Raw genomic sequence first — 26,263 nt, forward strand, 5'->3', positions numbered from 1 at the left:
GGTTGGGAGAATTCAGTATGGACAGCAGCCGGAACGCTCCTCCCGAAGTGGTCACCGTCAGCGGTGGCGCTCCCCGGCAGAGTGCGGTTCCGGCCGGTTCCATGCGGGTTGGCTGTGTGCGGGAGCTGATCGACGCGATGGGCTCCCTGCCCATGTCGGCGGATGGTGCTTCGTTGATCGATGAGGTGCGTGCCCTGGAGGAGTTGAAGTCGGCGATCGCGGGCCGGCAGGCGCGGGCTGCGGTGGCGTTCGATCTGGTCCGGCGTCAGTGCGATGCCGCGGCCGGTGTCCCTGCCGTTGAGCAGGGTCGTGGGGTGGCCGCGCAGCTCGCCCTGGCCCGCCGGGAGTCCCCGGCACGGGGTGGCCGGCTACTCGGGTTGGCGCGGGCGCTGGTGACGGAGATGCCCCACACCCTGGCAGCCCTGGAGGCGGGACAGGTGAATGAGTGGCGGGCGACCCTCATGGTCCGGGAAACGGCGTGCCTGTCAGCGGCGGACCGGTGCGCGGTCGACGACGAGGTGGCAGCGGATGCGGGCACGTTCGACGGCGCCGGAGACCGGGCACTGGTCGCCGCGGTGCGGGCGGCGGCGTACCGGCGGGACCCGCGGTCGGTGACCGAGCGGGCGAGCCGGGCCGCGGCGGACCGGCACGTGAGTCTGCGCCCGGCACCGGACACCATGACCTACCTCACCGCGCTGCTCCCCGTCGCGCAGGGGGTGGCGGTGCACGCGGAACTCACCCGGCACGCCGACATGGAGCGCGCTAAAGGTGATTCCCGCAGCCGCGGCCAGCTCATGGCCGACGCCCTCGTCGAACGCACCACCGGCACCCCGGGCGGGTTCTCCCGCATCGAGGTGCAGCTGATCATGACCGACCGCACCCTGTTCCAGGGCGAGAGCGAACCGGCCCGACTGCCGGGCTACGGGATCGTCCCCGCCGGCTGGGCCCGAGACCTCCTCACCCAGAAGAACGCAGGGCCCCCCGGACAGCAGGCCGGGCGACCGGCAGGGCACCGGGCGGAGCACGCACCCGATCAGCCCACCAGGCGGCCCGGACAGGGTGCAGGACACGCGTCGAGGAGCGAAGCCAATCCCGCAGCCGATCCCGCAGCCGATCCCGCCGCCGATCCCGCAGCCGCGCAGGCCTTCCAGGTCTGGCTCCGGCGCCTCTACACCGCCCCCGGGAGCGGAGAGCTGATCGCCGCCGACTCCCGCGCCCGCCTCTTCACCGCCGGGCAACGCCGGTTCATCCAGGCCCGGGACCACCTCTGCCGCACCCCGTACTGCGACGCCCCGATCCGGCACTACGACCACATCATCCCCTGGCACACCAACGGACCCACCAACCTCGCCAACGGGGCAGGGCTCTGCGAGGCATGCAACCACACCAAAGAACTCCCCGGCTGGAAAACCACAGCACCACCCAGCAGCCTCAATCCCGACCCCGGCTTTGATTCCGGTCACGATCCAGGCGCCAGGCACGCCCTCGCCATCAGCACGCCCACCGGCCACACCTACCACTCCACCGCACCACCCCTCCCCGGCAACAAGTGCAGTTCGCCGCCCGACGACACGCCGGCCCACCAACAACCGGCTGTCCGCCGGAGGATCACAGCGCAACGACGGGCCCGGGCACAGCGAACAGAGCGGGGACAGAGCTCGGAACGGGGAAAGAGCGCAGGACTCGTCCCGGCCTGAACCACCGGACAGGGCACGTGACCGAGCTACGCACGGGGGCTCGCTCAGGATGGCACTGTCGTGAGTCGGCACATCACCCCTCTGCGCGTCCCCTCACCAGCCAGACCGCCCACGCGAGAAGGGCTGCTACGCCCGCCAGCACCACGGGGAGGCTGGACCCGGCGTCGCCCACCAGCAGGGCAAGGACGGCGACGGGCTGCGCCACGGCCTGGATCCGGAGGTAGGACAGCGCGAGCTGACGCAGCGCTGCAGTGCTGATCCACCCCCGCAGGGGCAGATGCAGGAGCAGGAGGTACAGGATGAAGACGGCATGCAGTCCGGCAACGAACACGAGGAGCCACGCGGACCCTTCAGCCACGTTCACCGCATACGCGATCGAGAGCAGCAGCAGGGACAGCGTGACCAGGCCGACCGACGGGAGTACCGCCGCGCCCGCGGCCACGACGATGGTCAGGACGATCCACGCCGAGCCGCTCCAGGCGATGCTGCCGAGAAGGACCGCCAGGAGGGCCGTCGCGCTGCGTATCACCCACAGGGCCACGAGGCCGTTCCGGTCGGGCACGGCGGGCGAACCTGCGGGCCGGGCGGATCGCTCCGGTCTCATGAGGTTCTCCGGCTCGAACCCTGGCCGGTACGCCGATCGGCCTGCCGCGCCAGCAGCCGGAGGCCGGTGTCGAGGTCCGGCCCGTAGGGCGCATCGAAACCGTCCCCCCGTACGGGGCGCTGCGCGTCGGCGGTCGCTCCGGCGATCACGGGGATGCCGTCGCCCCGCAGGCCCTCGAGCAGCAGTCGACGCCGCAGAAGCGTGAGCCGCACGGCCTCGGCCTGCGCCGTCGTCGTCTCCGTACGGTCCAGCGGCATCATGCAGTCGATCCCGGCCACCACATGCCCTTGTGCGTGCCAGAAGCGCAGCAGGCGTGCCGGCTCGGCGTCCAGGAAAGCGGAGAACACGACGACGACGGCACCCTGCGGCGGCACGGGATCCCTCCGGCGGCGACGCCGCGGCACCACAGCAGTACCCGCCAGCCGAACCCGGATCTGCTCGAGGTGGCGTGCTCCCGCCGCCGAGCGCAGGGCACGCCGCGTCCCCGACAGGTCGTCGAGGCCTACACGGTCACCGACAGCGAGGTAGGAGGCAGCAACCGTCGTCGCAGCAGTCCGCGCCACGTGCAGCGATCCGGCGGCCAGGCGCGGAGGAGCAGCGGCGAACCAGTCCTCCGTCGAGGACGGCAGGTCATGTGCCTGATCGACGACCAGGAAGACCGAGGCCTCCGCATCCGCGAAGCTGCGCCGCACCATGAGCCTGTCCTGGTCGGTGGACCGCCGGGCCGTGGCACGCCAGTCGATCCGCCGCAGCGGATCTCCGGGCTGCAGGGAAGCGACGGAGCGCAGTTCACCGCCGTCGCCCGGGCGTCCCGACCGGTGGGTCCCGGCGAGGCCCACGAGCCGCCGGGAGACCGGCCGCGCGAGTGTCGGCCCGACTCGCGGCAGGATGCTCACGCGGAGCGGCGGCGCGGGCGCGAAGGCGGTGGGCCGGGCCAGATCCGCCGTGAAGCTCGCGGCACCGTACGCGAGGACGTCCTGTTCCCCCGACGGCGGCGCATCCACCAGGAACGGGCACTCCTCGTCGTCCAGTAGGACGACGGCGTCCTCCGGACACCCGGGAGCGGCCAGGGTGGTGACCATCAGGCGTCCCGACGCCGGGGTGCCGGCCTCCCGCGGGGCGAGCCGCACGCGCAGGCGCTGGCCATCGGCGTCGACCGATCGGTCCGGCGAGATATGGATCGTGCGGGCGGTGCCCTGCGCCGGGCCGGCGCGACCGGCGAGCGCGAGGAACGCGAACGGCGCGGCGAGAGCCACGGTGTCCGGACGGCCGGACACGAGGCCCGCCACGGCGCACACGAGCATGAGGATGACCGCGAGGGCCCAGACGGGGGACCGGGCGGCTGCTGCGGCCCTAGCCACGCGGCACGGTCGGCGGGGTGGGCACCTCGGCCAGTACGTCCCACACCACCTTCTCCGTCGCCACGCCCTGCGCCCAGGACGACGGCGTCAGCGTCAGCCGGTGGGCGAGCACGGCCTCGGCGCCCTCCTTCACGTCCTCCGGCAGTACGAAGGTGCGGCCGTCGAGGACGGCGAGTGCGCGGCCCAGCAGGACCAGTGCCTGTGACCCGCGGGGAGACGCGCCCACCTCCACGGCCGGATGGGTCCGTGTCGCTGCGGTGAGCCGGACCGCGTAGTCGATGACGTCGTCGTCCACGTTCACGGACTCGGCGGCGGCCTGCAGGCGCAGCAGCCCCTCGGCCGTCGTCACGTTCGCCACGTGCGTCTCGTCCTTCCGCCGCGTGATGCGCCGCGAGATGATGTCCTGTTCGCCGCCGGGCCCGGGGTAGCCGAAGCGTAGGCGGACCAGGAAGCGGTCCAGCTGTGCCTCGGGCAGCGGGTACGTGCCCTCGAACTCGATCGGGTTGGAGGTGGCGAACACATGGAATGGACGCCGGAGGGGCAGGGTGGCGCCCTCCACGGACACCTGTGCCTCCGCCATCGCCTCGAGGAGCGCGGACTGGGTCTTCGGGGACGTCCTGTTGATCTCGTCGGCGAGGAACAGTCCCGTGAAGATGGGGCCGGGTCTGAACTCGAACTCGCGCGTGGCCGGGTTGAAGATGGACGATCCGGTCACGTCCGAGGGCAGGAGATCAGGCGTGAACTGCAGGCGCCGGAAGTCGAGGCCCAGCACCTGGGCGAGGGTCTTGGCTGCGAGGGTCTTCCCGAGACCCGGCAGGTCCTCGAACAGGACATGACCTCCCGCGAGCACGGCCGCCAGTGCCAGGCGCAGGGCTCCTTCGGCGCCGACGACGACGGTACCCGCGCGGGCGAGGATTTCGCGGCCCACCCGGGCGGCGTAAGCCGTTGCCGTGCTGTCAGCCGGGCCCGTGAGGACCGCGCCCGGCTCCTGACCGGCGCCGGGCGGGTGGGGGTTCGGCTCAGTCATGGCGCCTCCTGGTGAGAAGTCGGATCGGGTGCGGGGGAGAGGACGATGCGTTCCAGTTCCACGCCCAGAGCCTGGAGTTCGCGGTGGGTCAGCTCGGGTGGCCGGGGGTCGGCGACGAAGGCGTCGAGCGCTGTGCTCCGGGGCGTATGGGGCCGTGCCGCCACGACCGAGCGGGCGAGGGTCCGCACTTCGAGGAGGGCGCGCATCCCGGGGTCTGCGGACGCGAGGGAGAACTCGAGCGCCTGCAGGTCGGCGAGTCCGCGCTCCGGTTCGGGCGGACGCGGCAGGACGACCCGTGGGACGTCCAAGCCCTCGAGGACGCCGTTCGCGATGCCCGCAGCGCCCGCCGCCCCGACAAGGACGACGGCGTGCCGGGCATCGAGACCGAAGAACCAGACGGCGACGAGCGCGAGGCCGATCAGCACGGCCGTGATGGCCCACGCGGACCGCTTCACGGCCGTGCCCCTGAGTGCCGGGCCCGTGCGGCGAGGGACCGTCCCAGCTCGTCGACGCTCGCGGCCGCTGCTTCGCGGTCGGCGGGGCCGAGGGAACCGGTGGAGCGATCCTGACCGGCCCGCCCGAAACGCGCGCGCTGGTACAGGTGGTTCAAGGTGGTCAGCGGCCCGGGAGGAAGATCGAGCCTGATCGCGACAACGGACGCGAAGTCCGACGTCGTCTGCGTGCGTGTGCGGCCGACGCCCGCGTCGGCGCAGATGCGCTCGAACTCGAGCCAGCAGCGGATGACCGCGTCCGATGTGCTGCCGCCGTCCAGCAGCGCGGCACTCGACTCCCTGACCCACCGCGGCAGGGCCTCGGACACCAGGGTGACGGTACCGGCGTGGTGCGGCCCGGCCTGCTCCGGCGAATCCCCGTCGGGTCCGTGCCGACCACGGAACCGCAGCAGGAACCGGGTCAGGAGGGCCACCGCGAGCATGAGGAGGATCAGGGCTCCCGCTGCCAGCGTGCCGCCGTCGATCACGAGGCGCTCGCCCTCGGACGGTGGTGGTGCTGTGACCGTGGCGGTCGGGGGCGGCGCGTCCGTCCGTCGGGTGGAGGAGTCCGGCGCGACCGTCACGGGTTCGGCGGAGAACTCGCCGAGGAAGGCTGCGGCGAGCACGGTGAGGGCGAGGACGATCAGGGCCAGGACGGCGGGGGCGCGCGGCGGTCCGGCTGTCGTCCCCACGTTCCCCCTGCCGATAGGTGCTCGTGCGGGTCCCGAGGGCCGCATCCTGTGGAGCCTACCAAAACAGAACCGCCGTCGGCCTGATGGCCGACGGCGGTGGATGTGCCCTCGATAGGATTCGAACCTACGACCTTCTGCTCCGGAGGCAGACGCTCTATCCCCTGAGCTACGAAGGCAGATACGGAAACTCCCGTACCCGTAAGGGACTTATTGAGCTTAGCAGGTGGCGCATGGTGGGGAAAACGCCGGCACGGGGTCCGTGGGTTGATCGCCACGGTTACCCGCGCACTCGGTCAGATGGTGATGGCGACCTTGCCGCGCACCTTCCCGGCGTGCAGGTACCGGATGGCGTCCGGAGCCGCCTCGAGCGGGAAGGTGCGATCGAGCGGCACGCGCAGTCGGCCGGCCTCGATCAACCCGCCGAGGGTGTCGAGATCGTCGCGGCGTGTCACGGCCATGAGCCCCCGGAGTTTCTGGCGGGTGACGAGCGACAGGGCCGGTGCGCCGAGCGTCGCCCGCTCGAAGCCGCCGAGCAGTCCTCGGCCGCCCTCCCCACCGACGATGACGAGTGTCCCGTCGGGGGTGAGGGCCCGTCGCAGCGTCCGTAGCGGGCGGTTGCCGCCGGTGTCGAGGATGAGGTCGAAGCGGCGTGTACCGTCCACGGGGTCCTGACGGGTGTAATCAAGCACCTCGTCGGCGCCGAGGTCGCGGACGAAGTCGAGCTTGCTGGTGCTCGCGACTCCAGTGACGTGGGCGCCGAACTCCTTGGCCAATTGCGCTGCGATCGATCCGACGCCGCCCGAGGCGCCGAGCACGAGCACGCGTGTGCCTGCTGCCACGCCACCCCTGCGGAGCCCCTGGAGCGCGGTGCAGCCGGAGATCGGCATGACCGCCGCCTCGGCGAAGCCCAGCCCTGCCGGCTTGTGTGCCAGCCCTTTCTCCGACGAGGCGAGCGCGAAGTCGGCGAAGCTGCCGGATGCGACACCGAAGACCTCGTCGCCCGGGGCGAACCGCGTGACCTCGGGGCCGACCGCTTCGACGATGCCCGCCACATCAGCCCCGCGGGTGCGCTGCCGCGGCCTGCGGATACCGAAGGCGGGCCGCACGCCGATCGGCCGGCCCGCCATGATGTGCCACACGCCGGGATCGACGCCCGCCGCCCGGACACGGATAAGGACCTGATGGCGTCCGGGTTCCGGTCGCTCGACGTCCTCGAGGCGCAGCACATCCGCGTCTCCGTATTCGTCCTGCACGATTGCCCTCATGTGGATGCTCCTTCGGAGGTTTCGTGGCTTCTATACGCGGCCGAGGGTCTCGATATCCTCCAGGAAGTCCTGGTGGACCGCATCGCTGACGGTGGTCCGCGTCTCCCCGATGGCGTCGAGGTAGTCCTGCGTGGCGGGACCCTTGCGGCCGTCCTCGCGGACGGACGCTATGCGTCCGGAGGCCAACCCGCCGTCGTCGTACACAGCCTTCTCCAGTGCCCGTTGGGAGGCGCTGCGGGCGGCATACTCGATGTCCGCGGGGGAGAAACCCTGCGTGCGGTCCACGAGCAGTGCGACGTCCACCGAAGCCGCCACGGGAGCGGGAATGAAGCGCCGCCACATCGCTTCGCGGGCCTGCCGGTCCGGCAGGCCGATCGGGATGACGTAGTCGAACCGCCCGTGCCGCAGGAACGCCGAGTCCAGGGAACGGATGAAGTTGGTGGCACACACCAGCAGGCGCCCGGGCTGTTCCCGGAAGGCCGGGATGATCTTCAGGAGCTCGTTGGTGACACCCTGCAGGGGCGACGGCGGCTCACCGGAGCGGTGCGAGGCGATCTCCTCGACCTCGTCGATGAACACCACGGCGTGTTCCAGCTCGGCAATCTCCAGGAAGGTCTCACGGAGGGCGCCGGCCAGTCCCTGGGGATCGGCTGCCAGGCGGGAGGGGAACACCTCCACGAAGGGCCACTCCAGGCGGGAGGCGATGGCTTTGGCGAAAGTGGTCTTGCCGGTGCCGGGTGGTCCGAAGAGGACGACGGCGCGCGGCGGCACGACGCCGAACTCGTCGGCCAGATCGGCCTCGGCCAGGGGGAGTACCAGGCGGCGCTCGAGCAACTCTTTCTCCTTGCGCATCCCCGCCACCTTCTCCCACTGGTCGCGTGCCAGGATGCGGCCACCGAGTTGACCCAGGGCGCCGAGCTCCTGGCGCTGGACGGGGATGGTGCGCTCGAAGTACCGCAGGTTCTTCTTCAACGCGAAGCCGCGGCTCAGGAACGCCTCGACCCTCGCCTCCGAATCCGGCATCAGCGCCGAGAGCCTGTTCAGCCCGTGCGGTGACATACTGTTCTCGACCGCCGTCAGCAGCGACGTGCCGATTCCACGGCCGCGGAACTCGGGAAGCGTGGCGAGGAAGACGATCCAGCCCTGATCGTGCGCGGCGCGTCCGACGGCCGCTCCCACCACGTGGTCGCCCTGTACGGCGACCACGGCATGATCCTTCTCGCAGGATGCGAGCACCTCGGAGAGGGCATACACCGGGTCGACGTTGTTCGCCTTGAGGGTCTCCCACAGGTGCAGGATTCCGTCCAGGTCCGCCGAGTGGAAATCCCTGATCCGCCAGCTGGTCATCCGTGTCTCCTCGAGGTTTCCTACCACGCTGGTGCGACGGACCGGCCATGTCAATCGGGTTGTCACGGGCCGCCACACTCCACGGCTGCACGGTCCGGAGTCTGCGACGTCCCTGCGCGCACTCACGGCCTGGTTCACCCGCAACCGGTGAGGGGTGCCGGTGCCGGAGGCAGTAGCTTGGCAACCGTGTGAGCCCGACGCGAACCACCAGGTCCATCCCCGGGCCGACGTCATCCACTGAGGAGCCCCATGACAGCCCTTTCCTCCAGCAGCATCGATCGTGTATGGGCAGCGGCGGCGGGGGACCGCTCGCGGCAGGCGTTCACGTGCGTCGCGGCCGCGGGCCAGGTGCTGCTGCCCACCGTCTACGGCCCGCGGTTCCGCGGAGAGGACACTCCGCCCAACGTGATCCAGCCGGCCCCCTACGCCTTCGCCGTCTGGTTCCCGATCTTCGCGTCGTCCATCGCCTACGCGGTCCAGCAGGCTCGCGGCCCCGCCCGTACCCGGGACGTCTGGCGGGCGGCGGGTTGGCCCCTCGCCGGGGCCTTCGCCGCAGCCGGTCTCTGGGCGCCGCTGGCACGGTCCGGCCGGGTCTGGGGAGCACAGGCGGCGCTGACCGCGCTCGCCGTGCTGGCCGAAAGGGGACGACGCCGGATCGCGCAGGCGGAGGCGGTGGGCGGACTGAGCGGTGCCGAGGTGGCCGTGGCCGCTCCCACCGCGGGCATGCTGGCCGCGTGGGGCCAGGTGGCGTGCGGCGTGAACCTGGCCGCCGTACTCGTCGCACGGGGCATCGTTCCCGCGGGACCGAAGGCTGCCACGGTCGGAGCGACCCTCCTCGCCGGGCTGGGTGCGCTCGGCGCCCGAGCGGCCGCCGGTCCGGAACGGGCGAGCGTCTCGTCCCGGACCTACGTCGGGACACTCCTCTGGGCCTTCGCCGGCGTGATGGTCGGGCAGCGACGACGGTCGAGGTCCGCGGTCGCCGCCGCCGCGGCGGCCGCCGCCGTCGTACTGCTGGCCGCCGGGATCCGGAAACGGTGACCGTGGCAGAGATTCGCCCACCGGGCGGATGTAGGCCGCATTGCCGCTGATGGCCGGCTCGTACCGACCTCGTAGGGTCATGTCGCGCCGTCGTGGCCATCGGACACCACGAACGCGACCCGCTGCTCCGGCGACCACACGTACGTGGCATCACACCGATAGCCCCTCAGCCAGGACTGTCCGTCCACGATGCGGAGGTAGAACCCCTTCGGGTACTCCACGTCCTCGCTGACCGGCTCGGAGGCGATGTGGATCGCGTTCCGACAGCCTGCCATGCCGCACCGAAGCCCGAATCGCCGGATAGAAAGTTGTTGAACAATCCCTTGCAAACATTGTTCAACAACCTGTAGCGTCAGCCCCATCACGAAATGTGACTCCAGTCACCTCGATGAATCGGACGGATCCCATGGCAGATACCCAGAATAGACCGAAGCTGAGCTCCTCCGCCCGGCGCACCGCGCTGTTGGGGGCCATGTTCCTCATGGCCACCAGCGCCATCGGGCCGGGCTTCATCACCCAGACCACAGTGTTCACCGCCCAGATCGGTGCAGCGTTCGCGTTCGCCATCCTGGCGTCGATCCTCATCGACATCGCCGTCCAGATGAATGTCTGGCGCGTCATCGGTGTCTCGGGACTCCGCGCCCACGAGCTCGGCAACAAGGTTCTTCCCGGCGTCGGCTGGTTCCTCGCCGGACTCGTCTTCGTGGGCGGCGTGGTCTTCAACATCGGCAACATCGCCGGCACCGGGCTCGGTGCCAACGCGATGCTCGGCATCGACCCGAAGATCGGCGGCGCCGTCTCGGCGGGCATCGCCATCATGATCTTCATCAGCAAGAGAGCCGGCATGGCACTGGACCGCATCGTGGTGCTCCTCGGCGGACTCATGATCCTCCTGATGATCTACGTGGCCATCGTCGCGGCCCCGCCCGTCGGTGACGCGCTCAGGAACGCGGTCCTTCCGGAGCAGATCGACTTCCTCATCATCACCACCCTGGTGGGCGGCACTGTGGGCGGGTACATCACCTACGCCGGTGCGCACCGCATGCTCGACTCCGGCGCAACGGGTGTCGAGAACGTCAAGCAGATCACCCGCAGCTCGGTGCTCGGCATCCTGGTCACCGGCGTCATGCGGGTCCTGTTGTTCCTGGCGATCCTCGGCGTCGTGGCTGGTGGAGCGGTTCTGTCGAGTGAGAACATGGCCGCCGAAGCCTTCGGTATCGCAGCCGGCGACATCGGCATGAGGCTCTTCGGCATCGTCCTTTGGGCGGCCGCTCTCACCTCGGTGATCGGCGCCGCGTTCACCTCCGTCTCCTTCATCACCACCTCGAAGACCCGCGAGCGCAGGCGGAATCTCATCACTGTCGTCTTCATCGCCGGCTGCGCCGTGGTCTACCTCTTCCTGGGGCAGGCACCCCAGGAACTGTTGATCTTCGCCGGGGCGTTCAACGGCCTGATCCTGCCGGTCGGCTTCGGTGTGCTGCTCTGGGTGGCGTGGCGCCGCCGGGACCTGTTGAACGGGTACGTCTACCCCAAGTGGCTGCTGATCGTCGGCATCATCACCTGGTTCCTGACCCTGTTCCTCGGCTACACCGCACTCACCGGGCTGGCCCAGCTGTGGGGCTGACTCCGGCCGGCCTCCCGGACGATCCGGCGGCGACGCTGCCCGCTGACGCGCGGGCCGCCTTCCGGGCCGGCCTGGTGACGCCGACGTCGGGCTGGTCACGCGGCTACGCGCAGGTGAACGTGCTGTCGATCCCGCGCGAGCAGGCTTTCGACCTGTTGCTCTTCGCCCAGCGCAATCCCAAACCGTGCCCGATCCTCGGGGTGCTGGAACCCGGTGAGACCTCCGGCCCGCTGCTGGCGGGCGGGGACATCCGGACCGACGTCCCCCGGTACACCGTCTACCACGACGGCACGTTGGTGGACGAGCCCACCGACGTCCTGGCTCACTGGCGCGACGACCTGGTGACCTTCCTGTTCGGGTGCTCCTTCACCTTCGAGACGGCGCTGCAGGACGGCGGCGTCAGGATCGCGCACATCGATCAGGGGGTGAACGTGCCGATGTACCGGACGAACCGGGAGGCCGCTCCCGCCGGTGCGATGGCCGGTCCCCTGGTGGTGTCGATGCGCCCGGTGCCGGCGGCGCAGGTGGCGGACGCCGTCCGCATCACCTCGCGCTACCCGGCCGTGCACGGCGCGCCGGTGCACGTGGGCAATCCGGAGGAACTGGGGGTCGACCTGGGGTCGCCGGACTTCGGTGACTCCGTGCGGATCCCCGAGGGGCATCTGCCGGTGTTCTGGGCCTGCGGGGTGACCCCGCAGGCGGCCGTGATGCAGTCCCGGCCGCCGCTGGCCATCGGCCACGCGCCGGGGCACATGCTCATCACCGACGCCCGGGACAGCGACTACCTGGTGCCGTAGTCCAGGCGGTCGGGGCTATGCGGTCCCGTCGACGAGCCGGTCCAGGAGTTCGGCCTCGGCGGAGTCCAGGTACGCGCTCAGGCCTGAGGCCGCCTCCTCACGCTGCCCGGCCCGGAGCCGTTCGACGAGCTGCACGTTGCGGTCCACGTAGTGGCTGTGGAAGTCCGGGGCCGAGGCCATGGCGTGGAACACGAGCCGCATCTCGGCGAGCACGCGGTCCATCAGGGTCTGCAGCGACTGGCTCCCGGTCAGGCCGACGACGGCGCGGTGCAGCGCCTGATTGGCGTCCGCCATATCGGCGACCGCTCCGGCGTCGCGCGCTTCCTGCGCCCGCCGGACGATGGCCTCCATGGTGTCGAGCACCTCGGGGGTCACCTCGCCCCACAGCGCTGCGGCAGGTTCGATCATCCGGCGGACGCGGTAGATCTCGCGCACCTCGTCGGCTCCGGGGGAGGCGACGAACACGCCGCGATTGGGGATCCGGGTCACCATCGATTCGCCGGCGAGCGTGGAGAACGCCTCGCGCAGCGTGTTCCGGGATACGCCGAGCGCCGTCGACAGCGCCTGTTCCGACAGCTTCGACCCGGGTGTGAGCTCACCGGCGGCGATGCGACTCCGCAATACGGTGGCGATCCAGGTTGCCGTGTGCGCGTGTTCGGCCGTTCCCGCCGTCGCGCGATCGAGCTCCTCTACTGCTCTCATTGCCGTGGTCTCCCCCCATTTCCCGTCACCAGCCGATGTTAGCCGACCGTCCCCAGGACACCGCCCAGGGCCTCACCGCGTGCGACGGCGGCACCCGGCTCCTGTCCGCCGCGCTGGAAGGTGCCGGCAACCCTCGACAGGACCTCGGTCTCCATCTTCATCGCCTCGAGCACCGCGACGGGCTGTCCCGCGCGGACGGTGGCGCCGTCGTCGGCCAGCCACTTCACGAGCGTGCCGCCCATCGAGGCCGTGACCGTGGAGCCGTCATCGGTGGCGACGGCGGACGCGACGGCGGCGCCCGGACCGCCGTTGCCGCCGCCGTTCATCAGCGCGGCGAACACCTCGGCGGGCAGCCCCAGCTGGACGGCCTTGCCGTCGATCTCCACCGTCAGGGTCTCCCGGCGGGCCAGCTGCCCCGCCGTCCCGCTCGAGAGGGCGGCGTCCAAGCGTCCGGCGAATGCCGATTCGATCCACGTGGTGTACACGCCCAGCCGGTCGGGGTCGGTGAAGTCGGGGTCCCGGACCACCGCACGGTGGAAGGGGACCACCGTGGGGAGGCCTTCGATCCGCAGTTCGTCGAGGGCGGCCCGGGCACGGCGGAGTGCCTGCGGCCGGTCGTCGCCGTGGACGATGAGCTTGGCCATCAGGGAGTCGTACTCGGCGGGGACGCTGGACCCGGAGCGCACCCCGGTGTCGACGCGGATGCCGGCCCCGGTGGGAGCCTCGAAGATGTCGACCGGGCCGGGGGAGGGCAGGAACCCGCGGCCGGCGTCCTCGGCATTGAGCCGGAATTCGATGGCGTGGCCCCGCGGTGCCGGATCCTCGGTGACACTGACGGACAGGCCGGCGGCGATGCGGAACTGCTCGCGGACCAGGTCGATGCCCGAGGTCTCCTCGGTCACGGGGTGCTCCACCTGCAGGCGGGTGTTGACCTCCAGGAAGGAGATCACGCCGTCGGGCGCCACCAGGTATTCGACGGTGCCGGCACTGGTGTAGCCGGCCTCGCGGCAGATGGCGCGGGCCGACTCGTGGATGCGGGTGCGCTGGTCGTCGGTCAGGAACGGCGCGGGGGCTTCCTCGACCAGCTTCTGGTTTCGGCGTTGCAGTGAGCAGTCTCGGGTCCCGACGACGACGATGTTCCCGTGGGTGTCCGCGAGGACCTGCGCCTCGACGTGCCGCGGCTTGTCGAGGAACCGCTCGACGAAGCATTCACCGCGGCCGAAGGCGACGGTGGCCTCGCGGACCGCCGAGTCGAACGCGTCGTCGATGTCCTCCATCCGGTAGGCGATCCGCATGCCCCGGCCGCCGCCTCCGTAGGCGGCCTTGATCGCGACGGGGACGCCGTACTGCTCGGCGAAGGCGTGGACTTCCTCGGCGTCGGCGGCAGGTCCGTCGGATCCGGGGACGAGGGGTGCGCCGACCTTGACGGCGATCTCGCGGGCGGTGACCTTGTTGCCGAGGCTGCGGATCGCGTCCGGCGACGGACCGATCCAGATGAGCCCCGCGTCCTGCACCGCGTCCGCGAAGTCGGCGTTCTCCGAGAGGAAACCGTAGCCGGGGTGGACGGCGTCGGCGCCGGCCCTGGCGGCGACGGCGAGGAGCTTGTCCATGGCGAGGTAGGTGTCGGCGCTCGCCGATCCGCCCAGCGGATACGCTTCGTCGGCGAGGCGGACGTGGAGCGCGTCGGCGTCGGGCTCGGAGTACACGGCGACGGAGGTCAGTTCCGCATCGGTGCACGCGCGGGCGATGCGGACGGCGATCTCGCCGCGGTTGGCGATCAGGACCTTCTTCATGGCTGCTACTTTCACGAGCTTCGGGTGGGGAGCGGGTGCCGGGGCGGGACGGGTTGCAGGCTTTCGGGATCCACGGCCCGGAATCGGAGACGGGTTCCCGGCACCAGCTGGGCAGCGATGCCCAGGTCGTCGGGGACGACGACGCCGATCACCGGATACCCGCCGGTCACCGGGTGGTCGGCGAGGAAGAGCACGGGCAGGCCCGAGGGCGGTACCTGCAGCGATCCGGCGACGACCCCTTCGCTGGGCAGCTCGTCGGTGGTGAGGCGTTCCAGCGGCCGGCCGGTCGTGCCCGGTTCACCGACGGCGAGGCGCACCCCGATCCGGTTCGATTCGGCGGTCACGCTCCAGGTCTGGCCGGTGAGCGCCTCGTGGGCGTCAGCGGTGAACCAGTCGTGGCGTGGACCTCCGGTGATGCGGAGGACCACCGGTTCCTGCGTTCCCGACCGGACGGCGTCGGGAAGGGTGGAGGGTTCGGCAGCGCCGACGATGCGGCCCCGGTCGATCGTGCCGATCGGCAGCACGGTTCCCGCAGCGAGGGGCGCCGGGCCGATCCCCGACATCACGTCGGTCGAACGGCTGCCCAGCACCTCCGGCACGTCGATGCCGCCGCGGACGGCCAGATAGGTGCGCAGTCCGGCGTCGGGCAGGTCGAGGCGGAGGGTCTCCCCGTCGTGCAGGGCGAACGGTGAGCACATGGGCGCCGGGCGGGTTCTTCCGTCACCGCTGATCCCGAGGGGCGTGTGTGCCCCGGTCACGGCCACGGTCAGCTCTCCGTGGGCCTCGAGGGTGAGGCCACCGAGGATCGTCTCGATGACTGCGTCACCGGGAGCATTCCCGACCAGCCGGTTCGCTTGCCGGGCGCTCGCGGTATCGGCGGCACCGGCTTTCGACACGCCCGCGTCTCCGAGGCCGGGCCGGCCGAGGTCCTGGACGAGCGACTGCGGCCCTGGGGCGAGGACTTCCAGGGCGTCCGCCTGCCCGAGCGGGGTCTCCGACGTCCTGGCTGGAGCGTCCGCCCGGTCAGCGAGCACGACCGACTCCCGAACGGCCACGTACTGCACAGCGGTCCCCGGTCGGAGGAGGGCCGGCTGATCCCGGTCCAGGTCCCACAGCCGCGAGGCGGTTCGCCCGATGAGCTGCCAGCCGCCCGGCGAGCGGCGCGGATAGACGGCCGAGAAGTTGCCCGCCAACGCCACCGCCCCGGCGGGGACCGCGGTGCGCGGCGTGGTGCGGCGGGGGACCGTGAGCGACTCGTTCTCCCCGACCAGGTAGGCGAATCCCGGGGCGAACCCGCCGAACGCGGCGGTCCACAGCTGGCCCGTGTGTGCGGCGATGACGCCGTCGGGGTCGAGGCCGGTGAGGCGGCCCACCTCGGCGAGGTCGTCGCCGTCGTACACCACCTCGATCCGGACCGGGTCACCGATCGGGGCAGCGTCCGGGGACGGCGCCGTGTCCAGCTGCGCGACGGCGGAGCGCGCGGCGCGGGCGTTGACGCCGGAATCGAAGACGGCCAGGACGGTCCGGGCCGCCGCGAGCACGTCGACCTGCCCACGGAGCGGGTGTCGCTGCAGCCGGGCATGCACCGTGAGGACCGACTCCAGCGATTCAAGCTGGATCAGGAGGGCGCGCGGTCCGGCCCAGCGGATCTCCGGAAGACTCACACGAAGCTCCGGATGGATACGCCGGCGGCCTCGAGCGCGCGGCGGACGGCGGCGGACATGGACACGGCACCGGGGGTATCGCCATGGAGGCAGATGCTTTCCGCCGCGGTCCTGATGGTCGAGCCGTCGCGGGCGATGAGAACTCCGTCGCCGGCGAGACGGACCATGTTGGCCGAGACCTCGTCCTCGTCGTGGAGGACCGCGCCCGGTTCGCGGCGGGACACCAGGGTGCCGTCCGGGTTGTAGGCCCGGTCGGCGAAGGCCTCGGCCACGCCGCGGAGGCCTGCCGCTTCCGCTGCCGTCAGCGCCACGGAGCCGGGGAGGAGCAGCAGCGGGAGGTCGCCGCCGAACGCCTTGACCGCATCCACCACGGCCCGGGCCTGGACCTCGTGGGTGACGATGGTGTTGTAGAGGGCGCCGTGGGGTTTCACGTACTTGATGGTGCCGCCCGCCGCCCGGGAGATCGCGTCGAGGGCACCGATCTGATACAGGACGTCGTCGGCCAGTTCAGTGGGGGAGCAGTCCAGGAAGCGGCGGCCGAACCCGGCCAGATCCCGATAGCCGACGTGCGCGCCGATCGTCACACCGGCGGTCACCGCATCCCGGCAGGTCTGCGCGATGGTGGAGGGGTCTCCGGCGTGGAAGCCACAGGCGACGTTGGCGCTGGAGACGGAACGGAAGATCGCGGCGTCGTCCCCCATGCTCCAGTTGCCGAACGATTCGCCGACGTCGCTGTTGAGGTCGATAGAAACCAATGTGATCCTCGTCTCTCCTGAGTGGTTCCTCTAGGATGCCCGAGTCCATCGGATTGTTCAACAATAATTCTGCTCAGGAAGGCCGGAGGCGTCCTGACCCGTCGGTGCGACGGCGCCACACGGCTAGGACTCGTCGTCCTGCTTCGCCTCCATGAGCTGGATGAGGTTGCCGCAGGTGTCGTCGAAGATCGCCACGACGGCTGCGCCGATGTCCAGCGGCGGCTGGGTGAAGGTCACGCCCCTGCCGCTCAGTCGGGTGTACTCGGCCTCGGCGTCCTCGACCGCGAACTGGGCCAGTGGGATGCCGTCCCGGACCAGGGCATCCCGGAACGGCTTCACGGCCGGATGGTTGGACGGCTCCAGGAGCATCTCGGGCCCTTGCGGTGATTCGGGGGACACCACGGTGAGCCAGGAGTACGTGCCGAGGGGGACGTCCTGGCGTTTCACGAACCCGAGCACGTCGGTGTAGAAGGCGAGGGCCTCCCGCTGGTCGTCGACGAACAGACTCGTCAGGGCTATCCTCATGGCTCACTCCTCGTCCTCACCGACCGGAGTCCGTCCTCACCGGCCGAAGTGCCGCCCAGAGTATGCCGCATCGTGAGCGTTGAGAAGGGCCGGACGGGAGCCGACCGCGGTTCAGTAGCCGAGGAAGGCGTCGGTGGTCACGCGCGAGACGCCTGCTGTGCGCACCGCCGCGCGCACTCGTCCGATGAACGCGGGGGAGCCCGAGACGAGGACCTTCCGTCGGGCGAGGTCCGGCACCGCCGCGAGGAGCGCGTCCGCCGTCGGCTCCGCCCCAGCGAAGGACCACTCGCCGGGCAGGGCCGGGGCGTCACCGGTCGTCGGCACGAACAGCACCACGCGCGTGCCCAGCCCGGCCAGCTCGTCCCGGAAGGCGATCTCCTGCTCAGTGCGGACCGCGTAGGCGAGCACGACGTCGCGCTCCTCGCCGCGCTCGGCGAGGTCGCGGAGCTGACTGATGAACGGTGTCACCCCGATGCCGCCCGCGACCAGCAGCAGGGGCGCCGCCGGATCGCGGGGCAGGTGGAAGTCGCCCCCGACGAGTGTTCCCGTGACGCGCGCGTTGTCCGGGAGAGCGAGGAGGGCGCTCTTGAACGAGCTGCCCGCGTCGGTGGTCCGCAGCCCGAAGGTCACCGCGTCGCGCTGCTGCGGCGCGGACGTGATGCTGAAGACCCGGCGGCTGCCGCGGCTGTCGACCCCGCGGTGGGGCAGGGTCAGCTCCATGTACTGGCCGGCACGGAAGCGCACGGGGTGCTCGGGCTCGAAGACCAGCTCCGTGCTGGTGGGAGTCAGCTGCCGTCGTCCTGCGAGGGAGAGCCGCACGCCGCGGCGCTGCCCCATGACGAAGGCGAGGGCGTTGCCGAGCACGAGGGCGAACTCGGGCCCCAGGAAGACCGGTCCGATGGAGAGCTGCAGGGCGAACACCCCGCCCACGACGGCGGCGACGAGCCACTGCTGCCATCGCAGCGGCGGCAGGGTCAGCGGTTCGGTCAGCATGAAGCCGAGCAGGAACAGGACGGGGTAGGAGGTGAGGACGAGCTGGAGACCGGCTGCGGGCATGACGCCGTTCTGCACCAGGCCGTAGAGAAGGATGCCGATGGTCACGACGAGGAACACGGCCGCCATGGACAGCTTCCGCGTCCGGTACAGCAGGAGCGCGCCTGCGACCGCGACGACGGGAAGCATGTAGGCATTCGCGACCCACCACCCGGCGACTCCCACGCCGAGCAGGGTGGCGACCACGGCGCCCGTCGCCGCCGGATTGAAGACGTGGCGGCCCCGCACCGCCAGGAGGAACTTCGAGGCGCCGGCCGCTACCCCGGCGGCGAGGATGCCCCCGAGCCCCGCTCCGGTGTCCGACGGGAACATGATCAGGAACAGGATCAGCCCGGTGATGAGCGAGGACTCGCCGTGGGGACGCAGCCGGAGGATCAACGCCATCAGCCGGGTACCGATGATCGTGCCGCCCACGGCAGCCACCAGGGTCCCGCCGATCTCCGCCGGGGTGAATGCGAGCAGGCCGGCCAGCGAGAGGACCAGCGCCTGGACGGTCAGGATCCCCAGGAGCGTCAGCGTGAGCCGGTACATGGTCATGCGGCCCAGGAGGCCGTCGAGCGCTGCGGTCATGAGAAGAGGGCTCCTGCGAGGGGTGCGGAACAGCGGGCGCGTCCGTCCGAATACATGAGGACGTAGTCGAAGGCGAACGTCCCTGCGAGGTCGGCGGGATCGGCGAGGAACAGGGCGGTGCACAGGCCGTCGGCGGTCATGGCGTCCGTCGCGATCGCCCAGGTCGCGACGACGGTGTCCACGCTCCGGCCGGTCCTCGCATCCAGGACGTGGTGCAGGCCGTCGCCCCACGCACGGCGGTTCGAGGCGGAGGCGCACAGTGCGCCGGTCCCCAGTGGAACCGCGCCGATCGCCGACGTCGGGTCGTAGGGGTGCTCGAGGGCGACGGTGATGGTGCCGTCGCCGGCCCTGCGCATGTCCCCGCTGGCATCGACGATCACGTCGTCGTGGCCCTCGGCGTGCAGGTACTCGACCATGAGGTCGACGAGCTGTCCCTTGCCGGCCGCGCCGACGTCGAGGATCGCCGGTTCCCGGAGCGTGACGGCGCCCTCCGTCCAGACCAGGACGTCGTCCCAGGCCCGGGCGGGGGCAGGCGGCCCCGTGGGCGTGAGCGAGTAGCCGGCGTCGTAGCCCCGAGCGGCGAGCGGGTCACCGACGAGCGGTGAGACACCGCCGTGCGTGAGCTCGTAGAGCGAGCGCAGCAGGCGACCGAGGTCCGCACCGTGGGGCGGGAGAGGCAGCGAGCCGCCCGCAGCCGCCAGGGCCGTGACGCCGGAGTCGGCGCGGAACCGGGAGTAGAGCGCGTCGTACTCCTCGGCGAGGTACAGCAGCCGTGCCCGCTGGGGAGGCAGCAATGCCGCACCGGTGTCCACGCGCCAGTCGGTGCCGATCGCCTCGAAGCTGAAGGAATCCGCCATCCCGGCTAGAGCTGCGCTTCGCTCTTGATCTTGCCCAGGGCGTCGTTGAACCCGCCGCTCGTCAGGGACGACCCGGCCACCTTGTCCACGGACAGTTCGTCCAGCTTCTTCCCGACGACGGCCTCGGAGATCCCGCCCGCGAAGCGGCCCTGGTACTCCGTGGTCGTGGGGTTGTCGGGCATCGGCTCCACCTCGACGGCAGTGACGACGTCGGCCTCGAGGGTGAGCGTCACGCCCACCTCCTCCTGCCCGGCAGGGGACTGGTAGTTGCCCGTCTCGGTGTAGGTGCCGTCCTCGTAGGCCCCGCCGCTCGATCCGGCGGCTCCGCCGGCTGCTGCCGTCGGCGCGGGAGCGTCGGTCGCGGGCTGTTCGGAAGCCGGCGTTCCTCCGGTGGGCTCCTCGGCCTCGGCTCCGGCGCATCCTGTGGCGCCGAGGATCGACACGACCGCGAGCGCCGTCAGGACCCTCTGGTGGCGGAGCCCGGGGGCGCCGGCCGCGGCTCGGACGGCGGTGCGGGTGGGGCCGATCCTGGTCATGGGGTGCTCCTGTCGGTGTGCGGCGGCGGACCGGGCGAACGCCCGTGCCGTCGATATCATTGAACCTGAAACCGACGGCGGTGGTCAGCCCGACGATCTCCTCACCCATTCGTTTCCGGTACCGCTCCGGACTGTTCCTCCGCGGGAGCCCGCGGAGACTTGACCCACGTCACGAAAATCCGGGCCGCCGGGACCGCGCCGCTATGCTGGACGAGTGACTCCCGAAGAACTCTCCGCCGCTATTTCCGCCTGCCTGACGGCCGCCGTCGAGGCCGGCGACCTCACGATCGACCTCCCCTCGGAGGTGCGTGTCGAGCGGCCGAAGAACCGTGAGCACGGCGACTGGGCCACGAACATCGCCCTGCAGCTCGGCAAGAAGGCCGGGATGAACCCCCGCGACTTCGCCCAGATCCTGAGTGACCGCCTCGCCGGTATCGAGGGCGTCAAGAGCGTGGAGATCGCCGGCCCCGGCTTCCTCAACATCACGCTCGACGCCGGAGCGGCCGGCGAGCTCGCCCGCACGATCGTCGAGGCGGGCCCGGCGTACGGTGGCAGCACGGCGCTCGCAGGCCAGAAAATCAACCTCGAATTCGTGTCGGCGAACCCCACGGGCCCGATCCACATCGGCGGGACGCGCTGGGCCGCCGTAGGGGACGCTCTCGCCCGGGTGCTTCAGTCGCAGGGTGCCACCGTGGTGCGCGAGTACTACTTCAACGATCACGGTGCGCAGATCGAGCGGTTCGCCCGCTCGCTCCACGCGAGCGCCGCCGGCAGGCCCGCCCCCGACGACGGGTACGGCGGACAGTACATCGAGGACATCGCGCAGCGCGTGATGGCCGCCGAGCCGGACATCCTGGCGCTCCCCGAAGCGGACGCCGTCGAGCGCTTCCGTGCGGTCGGCGTCGATTTCATGTTCACCGACATCAAGGCGTCGCTCCACGACTTCGGTGTCGACTTCGACGTCTACTTCCATGAGCACTCGCTGTTCGAGAACAACTTCGTGGGTGGGCTGCTCGAGCAACTCAAGGAATCGGGCAACCTCTTCTTCGAGGACGGTGCCTGGTGGCTGAAGTCCACCGACTTCGGTGACGACCGGGACCGCGTGGTCATCAAGTCCGATGGTGCCCCGGCGTACATCGCCGGTGACATCGGCTACTTCGTCAACAAGCGTCGCAGGGGGTTCGACCTCAACATCATCATGCTCGGCGCCGATCATCACGGGTACGTGGCCCGCCTCAAGGCCGCCGCTGCCGCTCTGGGCGACGACCCCGACAGCGTCGAGGTGCTGATCGGCCAGATGGTGAACCTCATGCAGAACGGCGCGCCCGTCCGCATGTCCAAGCGCGCCGGCACGGTGGTGACGCTCGAGGACCTCGTGGACGCCGTCGGTGTGGACGCCGCCCGGTACACCCTCGCCCGGTTCTCCGCGGACTCGAACATCGACATCGACCTCGACCTGCTGACCCGGCGCACCAACGAGAACCCGGTGTTCTACGTGCAGTACGCCCACGCCAGGACCCACGCCGTCGCCCGCAACGCCGTCTCGGCGGGCGTGGACACCGGGTCCTTCGACGCGGCGTCGCTCAGCCACCCCACCGAGGGTGAGCTGCTCGCGGCCCTCGGCCAGTTCCCCGGCGTCGTCGCGCAGGCCGCAACCTTCCGCGAGCCGCACCGGGTGGCCCGCCACCTCGAGGTGATCGCCGGGACCTACCACCGCTGGTACGACGCCTGCCGGGTCGCGCCGCTCGGCGACGCGCCCGTCGAGGACGTCCACCGTTCACGCCTGTGGCTGAACAACGCCACCCAGCAGGTCCTGGCCAACGGCCTCGACCTCCTCGGCGTCTCCGCACCGGAGAGGATGTGACGGTGGACAGGGCCGCGCCGACCGAGGCCTCACCGCTCGCCCCCGAATGGCTCACGCTCCCTCAGGACCAGGCCCGGCTGGACGCGAAGCTGTGGGCCGAGGACGTGGAGCGCGGCGACGACGGAGTGCTGCGCATCGACGGTGTCACCGTCACCGACCTCGCCGACGAGTACGGCACCCCGCTGTTCGTCATGTCCGAGCGCGATTTCCGCTCGCGCGCCGCGACATTCCGCGACGCCTTCGACGACGCCTTCCGCGACCTCTGCGGGGGAGTGGACGTCTTCTACGCCGGCAAGTCCTTCCTGTGCACCGAGGTGGTCCACTGGGTCCGCGAGGAAGGCCTCGGCCTCGACACCTGCTCGGGCGGGGAACTCGCCGTCGCCCTCCGCGCCGGCATGCCCGGCCACCGGCTCGGGCTCCATGGGAACAACAAGTCCGCGGCGGAGATCACGCGCGCCATCGACGCCGACCTCGGCCGGATCGTCGTCGACAGCCTGCAGGAGGTCGCCCTCGTCGGCGACCTGGCCGTGCAGCGCGGGCGCCGCGCCAACGTGATGCTCCGCCTGACGCCGGGCGTCCACGCCTCCACGCACGAATTCATCGCCACGGCGCACGAGGACCAGAAGTTCGGCCTGTCCCTCACCACCGAGCAGGGCCCCGGCCAGGCTCCGGGGGAGGGCGGGGGTCAGGACGACGTCGCCTCGCCCGCCGCGCGCGCCGTCGCGGACGCCCTCGCCCACCCGGGCGTCAACCTCCTGGGCGTGCACTGCCACATCGGGTCGCAGATCTTCGAGCCCGAGGGCTTCGAACTGGCAGCACAGCGGCTGCTCGGCTTCCTCGCGGAGGTCCGCGACCGGCACGGCGTCGAACTCGCCGAACTCGACCTCGGCGGCGGCTACGGCATCGCCTACACCGAGGAGGACGAACCGCGACCGGCGGCGGAGATCGCCCGCGCCATGGCGTCCGTCGTCGGCACGACCTGCCGGGAGCTGCGCCTGCAGGTCCCGCGGATCTCGATCGAACCCGGTCGCGCCATCGTCGGTCCCACGACGTTCACGCTGTACACCGCCGGCACCACGAAGACCGTGCGCGTGGACGCCGCGGCCAACGGGTCCGAGGAACTGCAGGACGCCTCCGTTACGCACCCGCGACGCTATGTGTCGGTGGACGGCGGCATGAGCGACAACGCCCGCCCGGTGCTCTACGGCGCGGATTACTCGGCCGCCCTGGCCTCCCGGATGCCCGAGGCGGACCCGGTGCTCTCCCGCGTGGTTGGAAAACACTGCGAGAGCGGTGACATTGTGGTGCGGGACGTCTACCTCCCCGAGGACACCAAAGCCGGTGACCTCCTCGCCGTCCCGGGCACCGGAGCCTACTGCTGGGTGCTCTCGAGCAACTACAACTACCTGACGCGCCCGCCCGTCGTGGCGGTGGCCGACGGCCGTGCCCGGCTGATCGTGCGCGGCGAGACCGAGGAGGACCTGTTCCGCAGGGACGTCCAGCGCCCACCGGCGTCGCACGACGCCGCCTCACCCGCCCCGGAACCAGGAGCACCACGGACCGTATGATGACCCCAGCCACGCCTTCCCGCCAGCCCCTCCGCGTCGCCCTGCTCGGCTGCGGCAACGTCGGCTCGCAGGTTGCCCGCATCCTGCTCGAGGACGCGGAGAACCTCGGACGCCGTGCCGGAGCGCCCCTCGAACTCGTCGGGATCGCGGTCCGTACCCTCGACGGCCGACGTGACGTCGACCTCCCCGCCGGGCTCCTGACGCTCGACGCCGAGAAGCTCGTCGAGGACGCCGACATCGTCATCGAGCTCATGGGCGGCATCGAGCCCGCGAAGTCCCTGATCCTCCGCGCCATCGGGCACGGGGCCACGGTGGTCAGCGGCAACAAGGCGCTCTTAGCCCAGGACGGCCCCGAGCTCTACGAGCAGGCCGACGCCGCAGGCGTCCAGCTCTCCTACGAGGCCGCCGTCGCGGGCGCCATCCCGATCCTGCGCCCCATCCGGGACAGCCTCTCCGGCGACCGCATCACGCGTGTGCTCGGCATCGTCAACGGGACCACGAACTACATCCTCGACCAGATGGACTCCACGGGAGCCTCCTTCGCCGATGCACTCAAGGACGCGCAGGATCTCGGGTACGCGGAGGCGGACCCGACCGCCGACATCGAGGGCCACGACGCCGCCGCGAAGGCGGCGATCCTCGCCTCGCTGTCCTTCCACACCCGCTTCGCCCTCGAGGACGTCCACTGCGAGGGCATCACCTCGGTCACGGCCGACGACATCGCCGCCGCGGCGGAGGACGGCTACGTCATCAAGTTGCTGGCCATCGCCGAGATACTCACCGATGACGCCGGTGCTGCCGGGGTAGGTGTCCGCGTCCACCCCACGCTCCTTCCGCGCACCCACCCGCTGGCCGCCGTCCGGGGCGCGTTCAACGCCGTGTTCATCGAGGCGGAGAACGCCGGGGAACTGATGTTCTACGGCCAGGGAGCCGGCGGAACCCCCACGGCCTCGGCGGTGCTGGGCGATGTCATCAGCGCGGCGCGCCGCATGGTGCTCGGCGGACCGGGCCGCACCGAGACCACCACCGGGCACGTCCCGCCGCTGAGCATCGACACCGTCCGGACGAGCTACTGCATCGGCCTCGAGGTCGCGGACCAGCCGGGTGTCCTCGCCCGGATCGCCCAGATCTTCGCCGAGAACGGCGTCTCCATCGAGACCATGCGCCAGCGCATCCACCAGGGCGGGCCCGACGGCACCACCACCGCGGAACTGCGCATCGTCACCCATCGCGCACCCGAGGCGTCCCTCGCCGCGACCGTCGAGCAGGTCGCTGCGCTCGAGGTCATCACCGCCGTCTCATCCGTGCTCCGAGTAGAGGGAATCTAAGTGGCCCACCAGTGGCGCGGAGTCATCCGCGAATACGCCGAACGCCTGCCCGTCACCGACACCACCGAGGTCATCACCCTCGGCGAGGGCGGCACGCCGCTCGTGCACGCCCGGCACCTGAGTGAGCTGACGGGTTCGAGCGTCTACCTCAAGGTCGAAGGCATGAATCCCACGGGATCCTTCAAGGACCGGGGCATGACCATGGCGATGACCGCCGCCGTCGCCGCCGGAGCGAAGGCCGTGGTCTGCGCCTCCACGGGCAACACCTCCGCCTCGGCCGCTGCCTACGCCACGCAGGCCGGCATCACGTGCGCCGTGCTCGTGCCGGACGGCAAGATCTCGATGGGCAAGCTGAGCCAGGCCATCGCGCACGGCGCGCAGCTGCTGCAGGTCAACGGCAACTTCGACAACTGCCTCGACGTCGCCCGCAAGCTCGCGGAGGCGTACCCGGTATTCCTCGTCAACTCGGTGAACCCGGCGCGCCTCGAGGGACAGAAGACGGCGGCCTTCGAGGTCGTCGACACCCTCGGCGACGCCCCGGACTACCACCTCATGCCGGTGGGCAACGCGGGCAACATCAGCGCGTACTGGAAGGGCTACAAGGAGTACGCCGCACCCTACGACTCCATGTACCACGGCGAACTCCCCGCCGTCGCGACGCACACCCCGATCATGTGGGGCTTCCAGGCGGAGGGCGCCTCGCCGCTCGTGAAGGGCCACCCGATCACCGAGCCGGACACCATCGCGACCGCCATCCGCATCGGCAACCCGGCGTCGTGGGACTTCGCGGTCGCCGCGCGCGACGAGTCCGGCGGGCTCATCGAGGCCGTGACCGACGAGGAGATCCTGGACGCCCACCGCTGGCTGTCCTCCCGCGAGGGCGTCTTCGTCGAACCCGCGTCCGCCGCGGGTGTCGCCGGCCTGCTGAAGAAGCATGCCGAGGGCGTCGTCCCGACGGGCAAGACGATCGTTATCACCGTCACCGGCCACGGGCTCAAGGACCCGCAGTGGGCGCTGCGCACCGCGGACGGGGCCGACGTCGAGCCCACCAAGGTGGAGTTCGACGTCGTGAGCGTCGCCGCCGCCCTGGGACTCGAGGACTGAC

The 26,263-nt window shown here is 70.9% G+C and carries 24 protein-coding genes and 1 tRNA gene; 8 read left to right on the forward strand and 17 right to left on the reverse strand.

Annotation, left to right across the window (positions count from 1 at the left end):
- Positions 1-17 precede the first annotated feature (17 nt).
- Positions 18-1,697, forward strand: coding sequence for an HNH endonuclease (locus ACX80F_RS02170; protein WP_459334734.1), 1,680 nt, complete (start codon positions 18-20; stop codon positions 1,695-1,697).
- Between the two features lie 73 nt (positions 1,698-1,770).
- On the opposite strand, the gene ACX80F_RS02175 is transcribed toward ACX80F_RS02170, so the two are convergent.
- The 8 genes from ACX80F_RS02175 to ACX80F_RS02210 form a co-directional block, all read right to left on the reverse strand.
- Complete coding sequence (locus ACX80F_RS02175; RefSeq protein WP_459334735.1) at positions 1,771-2,301, reverse strand: hypothetical protein; 531 nt, start codon at positions 2,299-2,301, stop codon at positions 1,771-1,773.
- Positions 2,298-3,662, reverse strand: coding sequence for a DUF58 domain-containing protein (locus tag ACX80F_RS02180; protein WP_459334736.1), 1,365 nt, complete (start codon positions 3,660-3,662; stop codon positions 2,298-2,300). Before ACX80F_RS02180 ends, ACX80F_RS02175 begins: the two co-directional genes overlap by 4 nt.
- Positions 3,655-4,689 carry an AAA family ATPase gene (locus tag ACX80F_RS02185; RefSeq protein ID WP_459334737.1) on the reverse strand — a complete coding sequence of 345 codons (1,035 nt, stop codon included), beginning with the start codon at positions 4,687-4,689 and terminating at the stop codon, positions 3,655-3,657. Before ACX80F_RS02185 ends, ACX80F_RS02180 begins: the two co-directional genes overlap by 8 nt.
- Positions 4,686-5,144 (reverse strand): hypothetical protein, encoded by a 459-nt coding sequence (locus ACX80F_RS02190; RefSeq protein ID WP_459334738.1) that lies wholly within the window; start codon positions 5,142-5,144, stop codon positions 4,686-4,688. Before ACX80F_RS02190 ends, ACX80F_RS02185 begins: the two co-directional genes overlap by 4 nt.
- Entirely contained in the window at positions 5,141-5,872 is a 732-nt protein-coding gene (locus tag ACX80F_RS02195; protein WP_459334739.1) for a DUF4129 domain-containing protein, read from the reverse strand. Before ACX80F_RS02195 ends, ACX80F_RS02190 begins: the two co-directional genes overlap by 4 nt.
- 103 nt (positions 5,873-5,975) lie before the next feature.
- Positions 5,976-6,048 (reverse strand) — tRNA-Arg (locus ACX80F_RS02200).
- A 117-nt stretch (positions 6,049-6,165) separates the two neighbouring features.
- Entirely contained in the window at positions 6,166-7,137 is a 972-nt protein-coding gene (locus tag ACX80F_RS02205; RefSeq protein WP_459334740.1) for an NAD(P)-dependent alcohol dehydrogenase, read from the reverse strand.
- 30 nt (positions 7,138-7,167) lie between these two features.
- Positions 7,168-8,484 carry an ATP-binding protein gene (locus ACX80F_RS02210; protein ID WP_459334741.1) on the reverse strand — a complete coding sequence of 439 codons (1,317 nt, stop codon included), beginning with the start codon at positions 8,482-8,484 and terminating at the stop codon, positions 7,168-7,170.
- Between the two features lie 249 nt (positions 8,485-8,733).
- Between ACX80F_RS02210 and ACX80F_RS02215 the strand changes: the two genes are divergently transcribed.
- The gene (locus ACX80F_RS02215; protein WP_459334742.1) at positions 8,734-9,522 is read left to right on the forward strand and encodes a hypothetical protein; all 789 of its coding nucleotides are present in this window, start codon (positions 8,734-8,736) and stop codon (positions 9,520-9,522) included.
- A gap of 77 nt (positions 9,523-9,599) precedes the next feature.
- Here the strand turns inward: ACX80F_RS02215 and ACX80F_RS02220 are convergent, their stop codons facing one another.
- Positions 9,600-9,797, reverse strand: coding sequence for a hypothetical protein (locus ACX80F_RS02220; protein WP_459334743.1), 198 nt, complete (start codon positions 9,795-9,797; stop codon positions 9,600-9,602).
- 131 nt (positions 9,798-9,928) lie between these two features.
- Here ACX80F_RS02220 and ACX80F_RS02225 point away from each other — a divergent pair, with 131 nt between their 5' ends.
- Complete coding sequence (locus ACX80F_RS02225; RefSeq protein ID WP_459334744.1) at positions 9,929-11,146, forward strand: NRAMP family divalent metal transporter; 1,218 nt, start codon at positions 9,929-9,931, stop codon at positions 11,144-11,146.
- Positions 11,137-11,943, forward strand: coding sequence for a putative hydro-lyase (locus tag ACX80F_RS02230; RefSeq protein ID WP_459334745.1), 807 nt, complete (start codon positions 11,137-11,139; stop codon positions 11,941-11,943). Before ACX80F_RS02225 ends, ACX80F_RS02230 begins: the two co-directional genes overlap by 10 nt.
- A 15-nt stretch (positions 11,944-11,958) precedes the next feature.
- Here ACX80F_RS02230 and ACX80F_RS02235 read toward each other — a convergent pair whose 3' ends face one another.
- The 8 genes from ACX80F_RS02235 to ACX80F_RS02270 all read right to left on the reverse strand — a co-directional run bounded on the left by ACX80F_RS02235 (position 11,959) and on the right by ACX80F_RS02270 (position 20,398).
- The gene (locus ACX80F_RS02235; RefSeq protein WP_459334746.1) at positions 11,959-12,645 is read right to left on the reverse strand and encodes a GntR family transcriptional regulator; all 687 of its coding nucleotides are present in this window, start codon (positions 12,643-12,645) and stop codon (positions 11,959-11,961) included.
- A gap of 38 nt (positions 12,646-12,683) precedes the next feature.
- Complete coding sequence (locus ACX80F_RS02240; RefSeq protein WP_459334747.1) at positions 12,684-14,438, reverse strand: ATP-binding protein; 1,755 nt, start codon at positions 14,436-14,438, stop codon at positions 12,684-12,686.
- Positions 14,439-14,449: 11 nt separating this feature from the next.
- Positions 14,450-16,102 (reverse strand): 5-oxoprolinase subunit B/C family protein, encoded by a 1,653-nt coding sequence (locus ACX80F_RS02245; protein ID WP_459334748.1) that lies wholly within the window; start codon positions 16,100-16,102, stop codon positions 14,450-14,452.
- Positions 16,099-16,857, reverse strand: coding sequence for a LamB/YcsF family protein (locus ACX80F_RS02250; RefSeq protein ID WP_459334749.1), 759 nt, complete (start codon positions 16,855-16,857; stop codon positions 16,099-16,101). Before ACX80F_RS02250 ends, ACX80F_RS02245 begins: the two co-directional genes overlap by 4 nt.
- A gap of 123 nt (positions 16,858-16,980) precedes the next feature.
- A complete protein-coding gene (locus ACX80F_RS02255) occupies positions 16,981-17,382 on the reverse strand; it encodes a VOC family protein (protein WP_459334750.1) in 402 nt (133 codons plus the stop codon).
- A 111-nt stretch (positions 17,383-17,493) separates the two neighbouring features.
- A complete protein-coding gene (locus tag ACX80F_RS02260) occupies positions 17,494-19,005 on the reverse strand; it encodes an FAD-dependent oxidoreductase (protein WP_459334751.1) in 1,512 nt (503 codons plus the stop codon).
- A complete protein-coding gene (locus ACX80F_RS02265; RefSeq protein ID WP_459334752.1) occupies positions 19,002-19,862 on the reverse strand; it encodes an FAD:protein FMN transferase in 861 nt (286 codons plus the stop codon). Before ACX80F_RS02265 ends, ACX80F_RS02260 begins: the two co-directional genes overlap by 4 nt.
- Before the next feature lie 5 nt (positions 19,863-19,867).
- Positions 19,868-20,398, reverse strand: coding sequence for an FMN-binding protein (locus ACX80F_RS02270; protein ID WP_459334753.1), 531 nt, complete (start codon positions 20,396-20,398; stop codon positions 19,868-19,870).
- Between the two features lie 214 nt (positions 20,399-20,612).
- Here ACX80F_RS02270 and argS point away from each other — a divergent pair, with 214 nt between their 5' ends.
- Genes argS through thrC form a run of 4 tightly spaced genes read left to right on the forward strand, consistent with a single transcriptional unit; the run spans position 20,613 to position 26,262 of the window.
- Positions 20,613-22,262, forward strand: coding sequence for an arginine--tRNA ligase (gene argS / locus ACX80F_RS02275; protein ID WP_459334754.1), 1,650 nt, complete (start codon positions 20,613-20,615; stop codon positions 22,260-22,262).
- Positions 22,259-23,830 carry a diaminopimelate decarboxylase gene (gene lysA / locus ACX80F_RS02280; RefSeq protein WP_459334755.1) on the forward strand — a complete coding sequence of 524 codons (1,572 nt, stop codon included), beginning with the start codon at positions 22,259-22,261 and terminating at the stop codon, positions 23,828-23,830. The genes argS and lysA overlap by 4 nt, the downstream gene beginning before the upstream one ends.
- Positions 23,827-25,158, forward strand: coding sequence for a homoserine dehydrogenase (locus ACX80F_RS02285; RefSeq protein ID WP_459334756.1), 1,332 nt, complete (start codon positions 23,827-23,829; stop codon positions 25,156-25,158). The genes lysA and ACX80F_RS02285 overlap by 4 nt, the downstream gene beginning before the upstream one ends.
- Positions 25,159-26,262: a threonine synthase gene (thrC, locus tag ACX80F_RS02290; protein WP_459334757.1), complete on the forward strand. Its 1,104-nt coding sequence runs from the start codon at positions 25,159-25,161 to the stop codon at positions 26,260-26,262. It abuts the gene before it with no gap.
- Position 26,263: the final 1 nt, after the last annotated feature.

The sequence above is a fragment of the Arthrobacter sp. TMS2-4 genome (genome assembly GCF_054511075.1).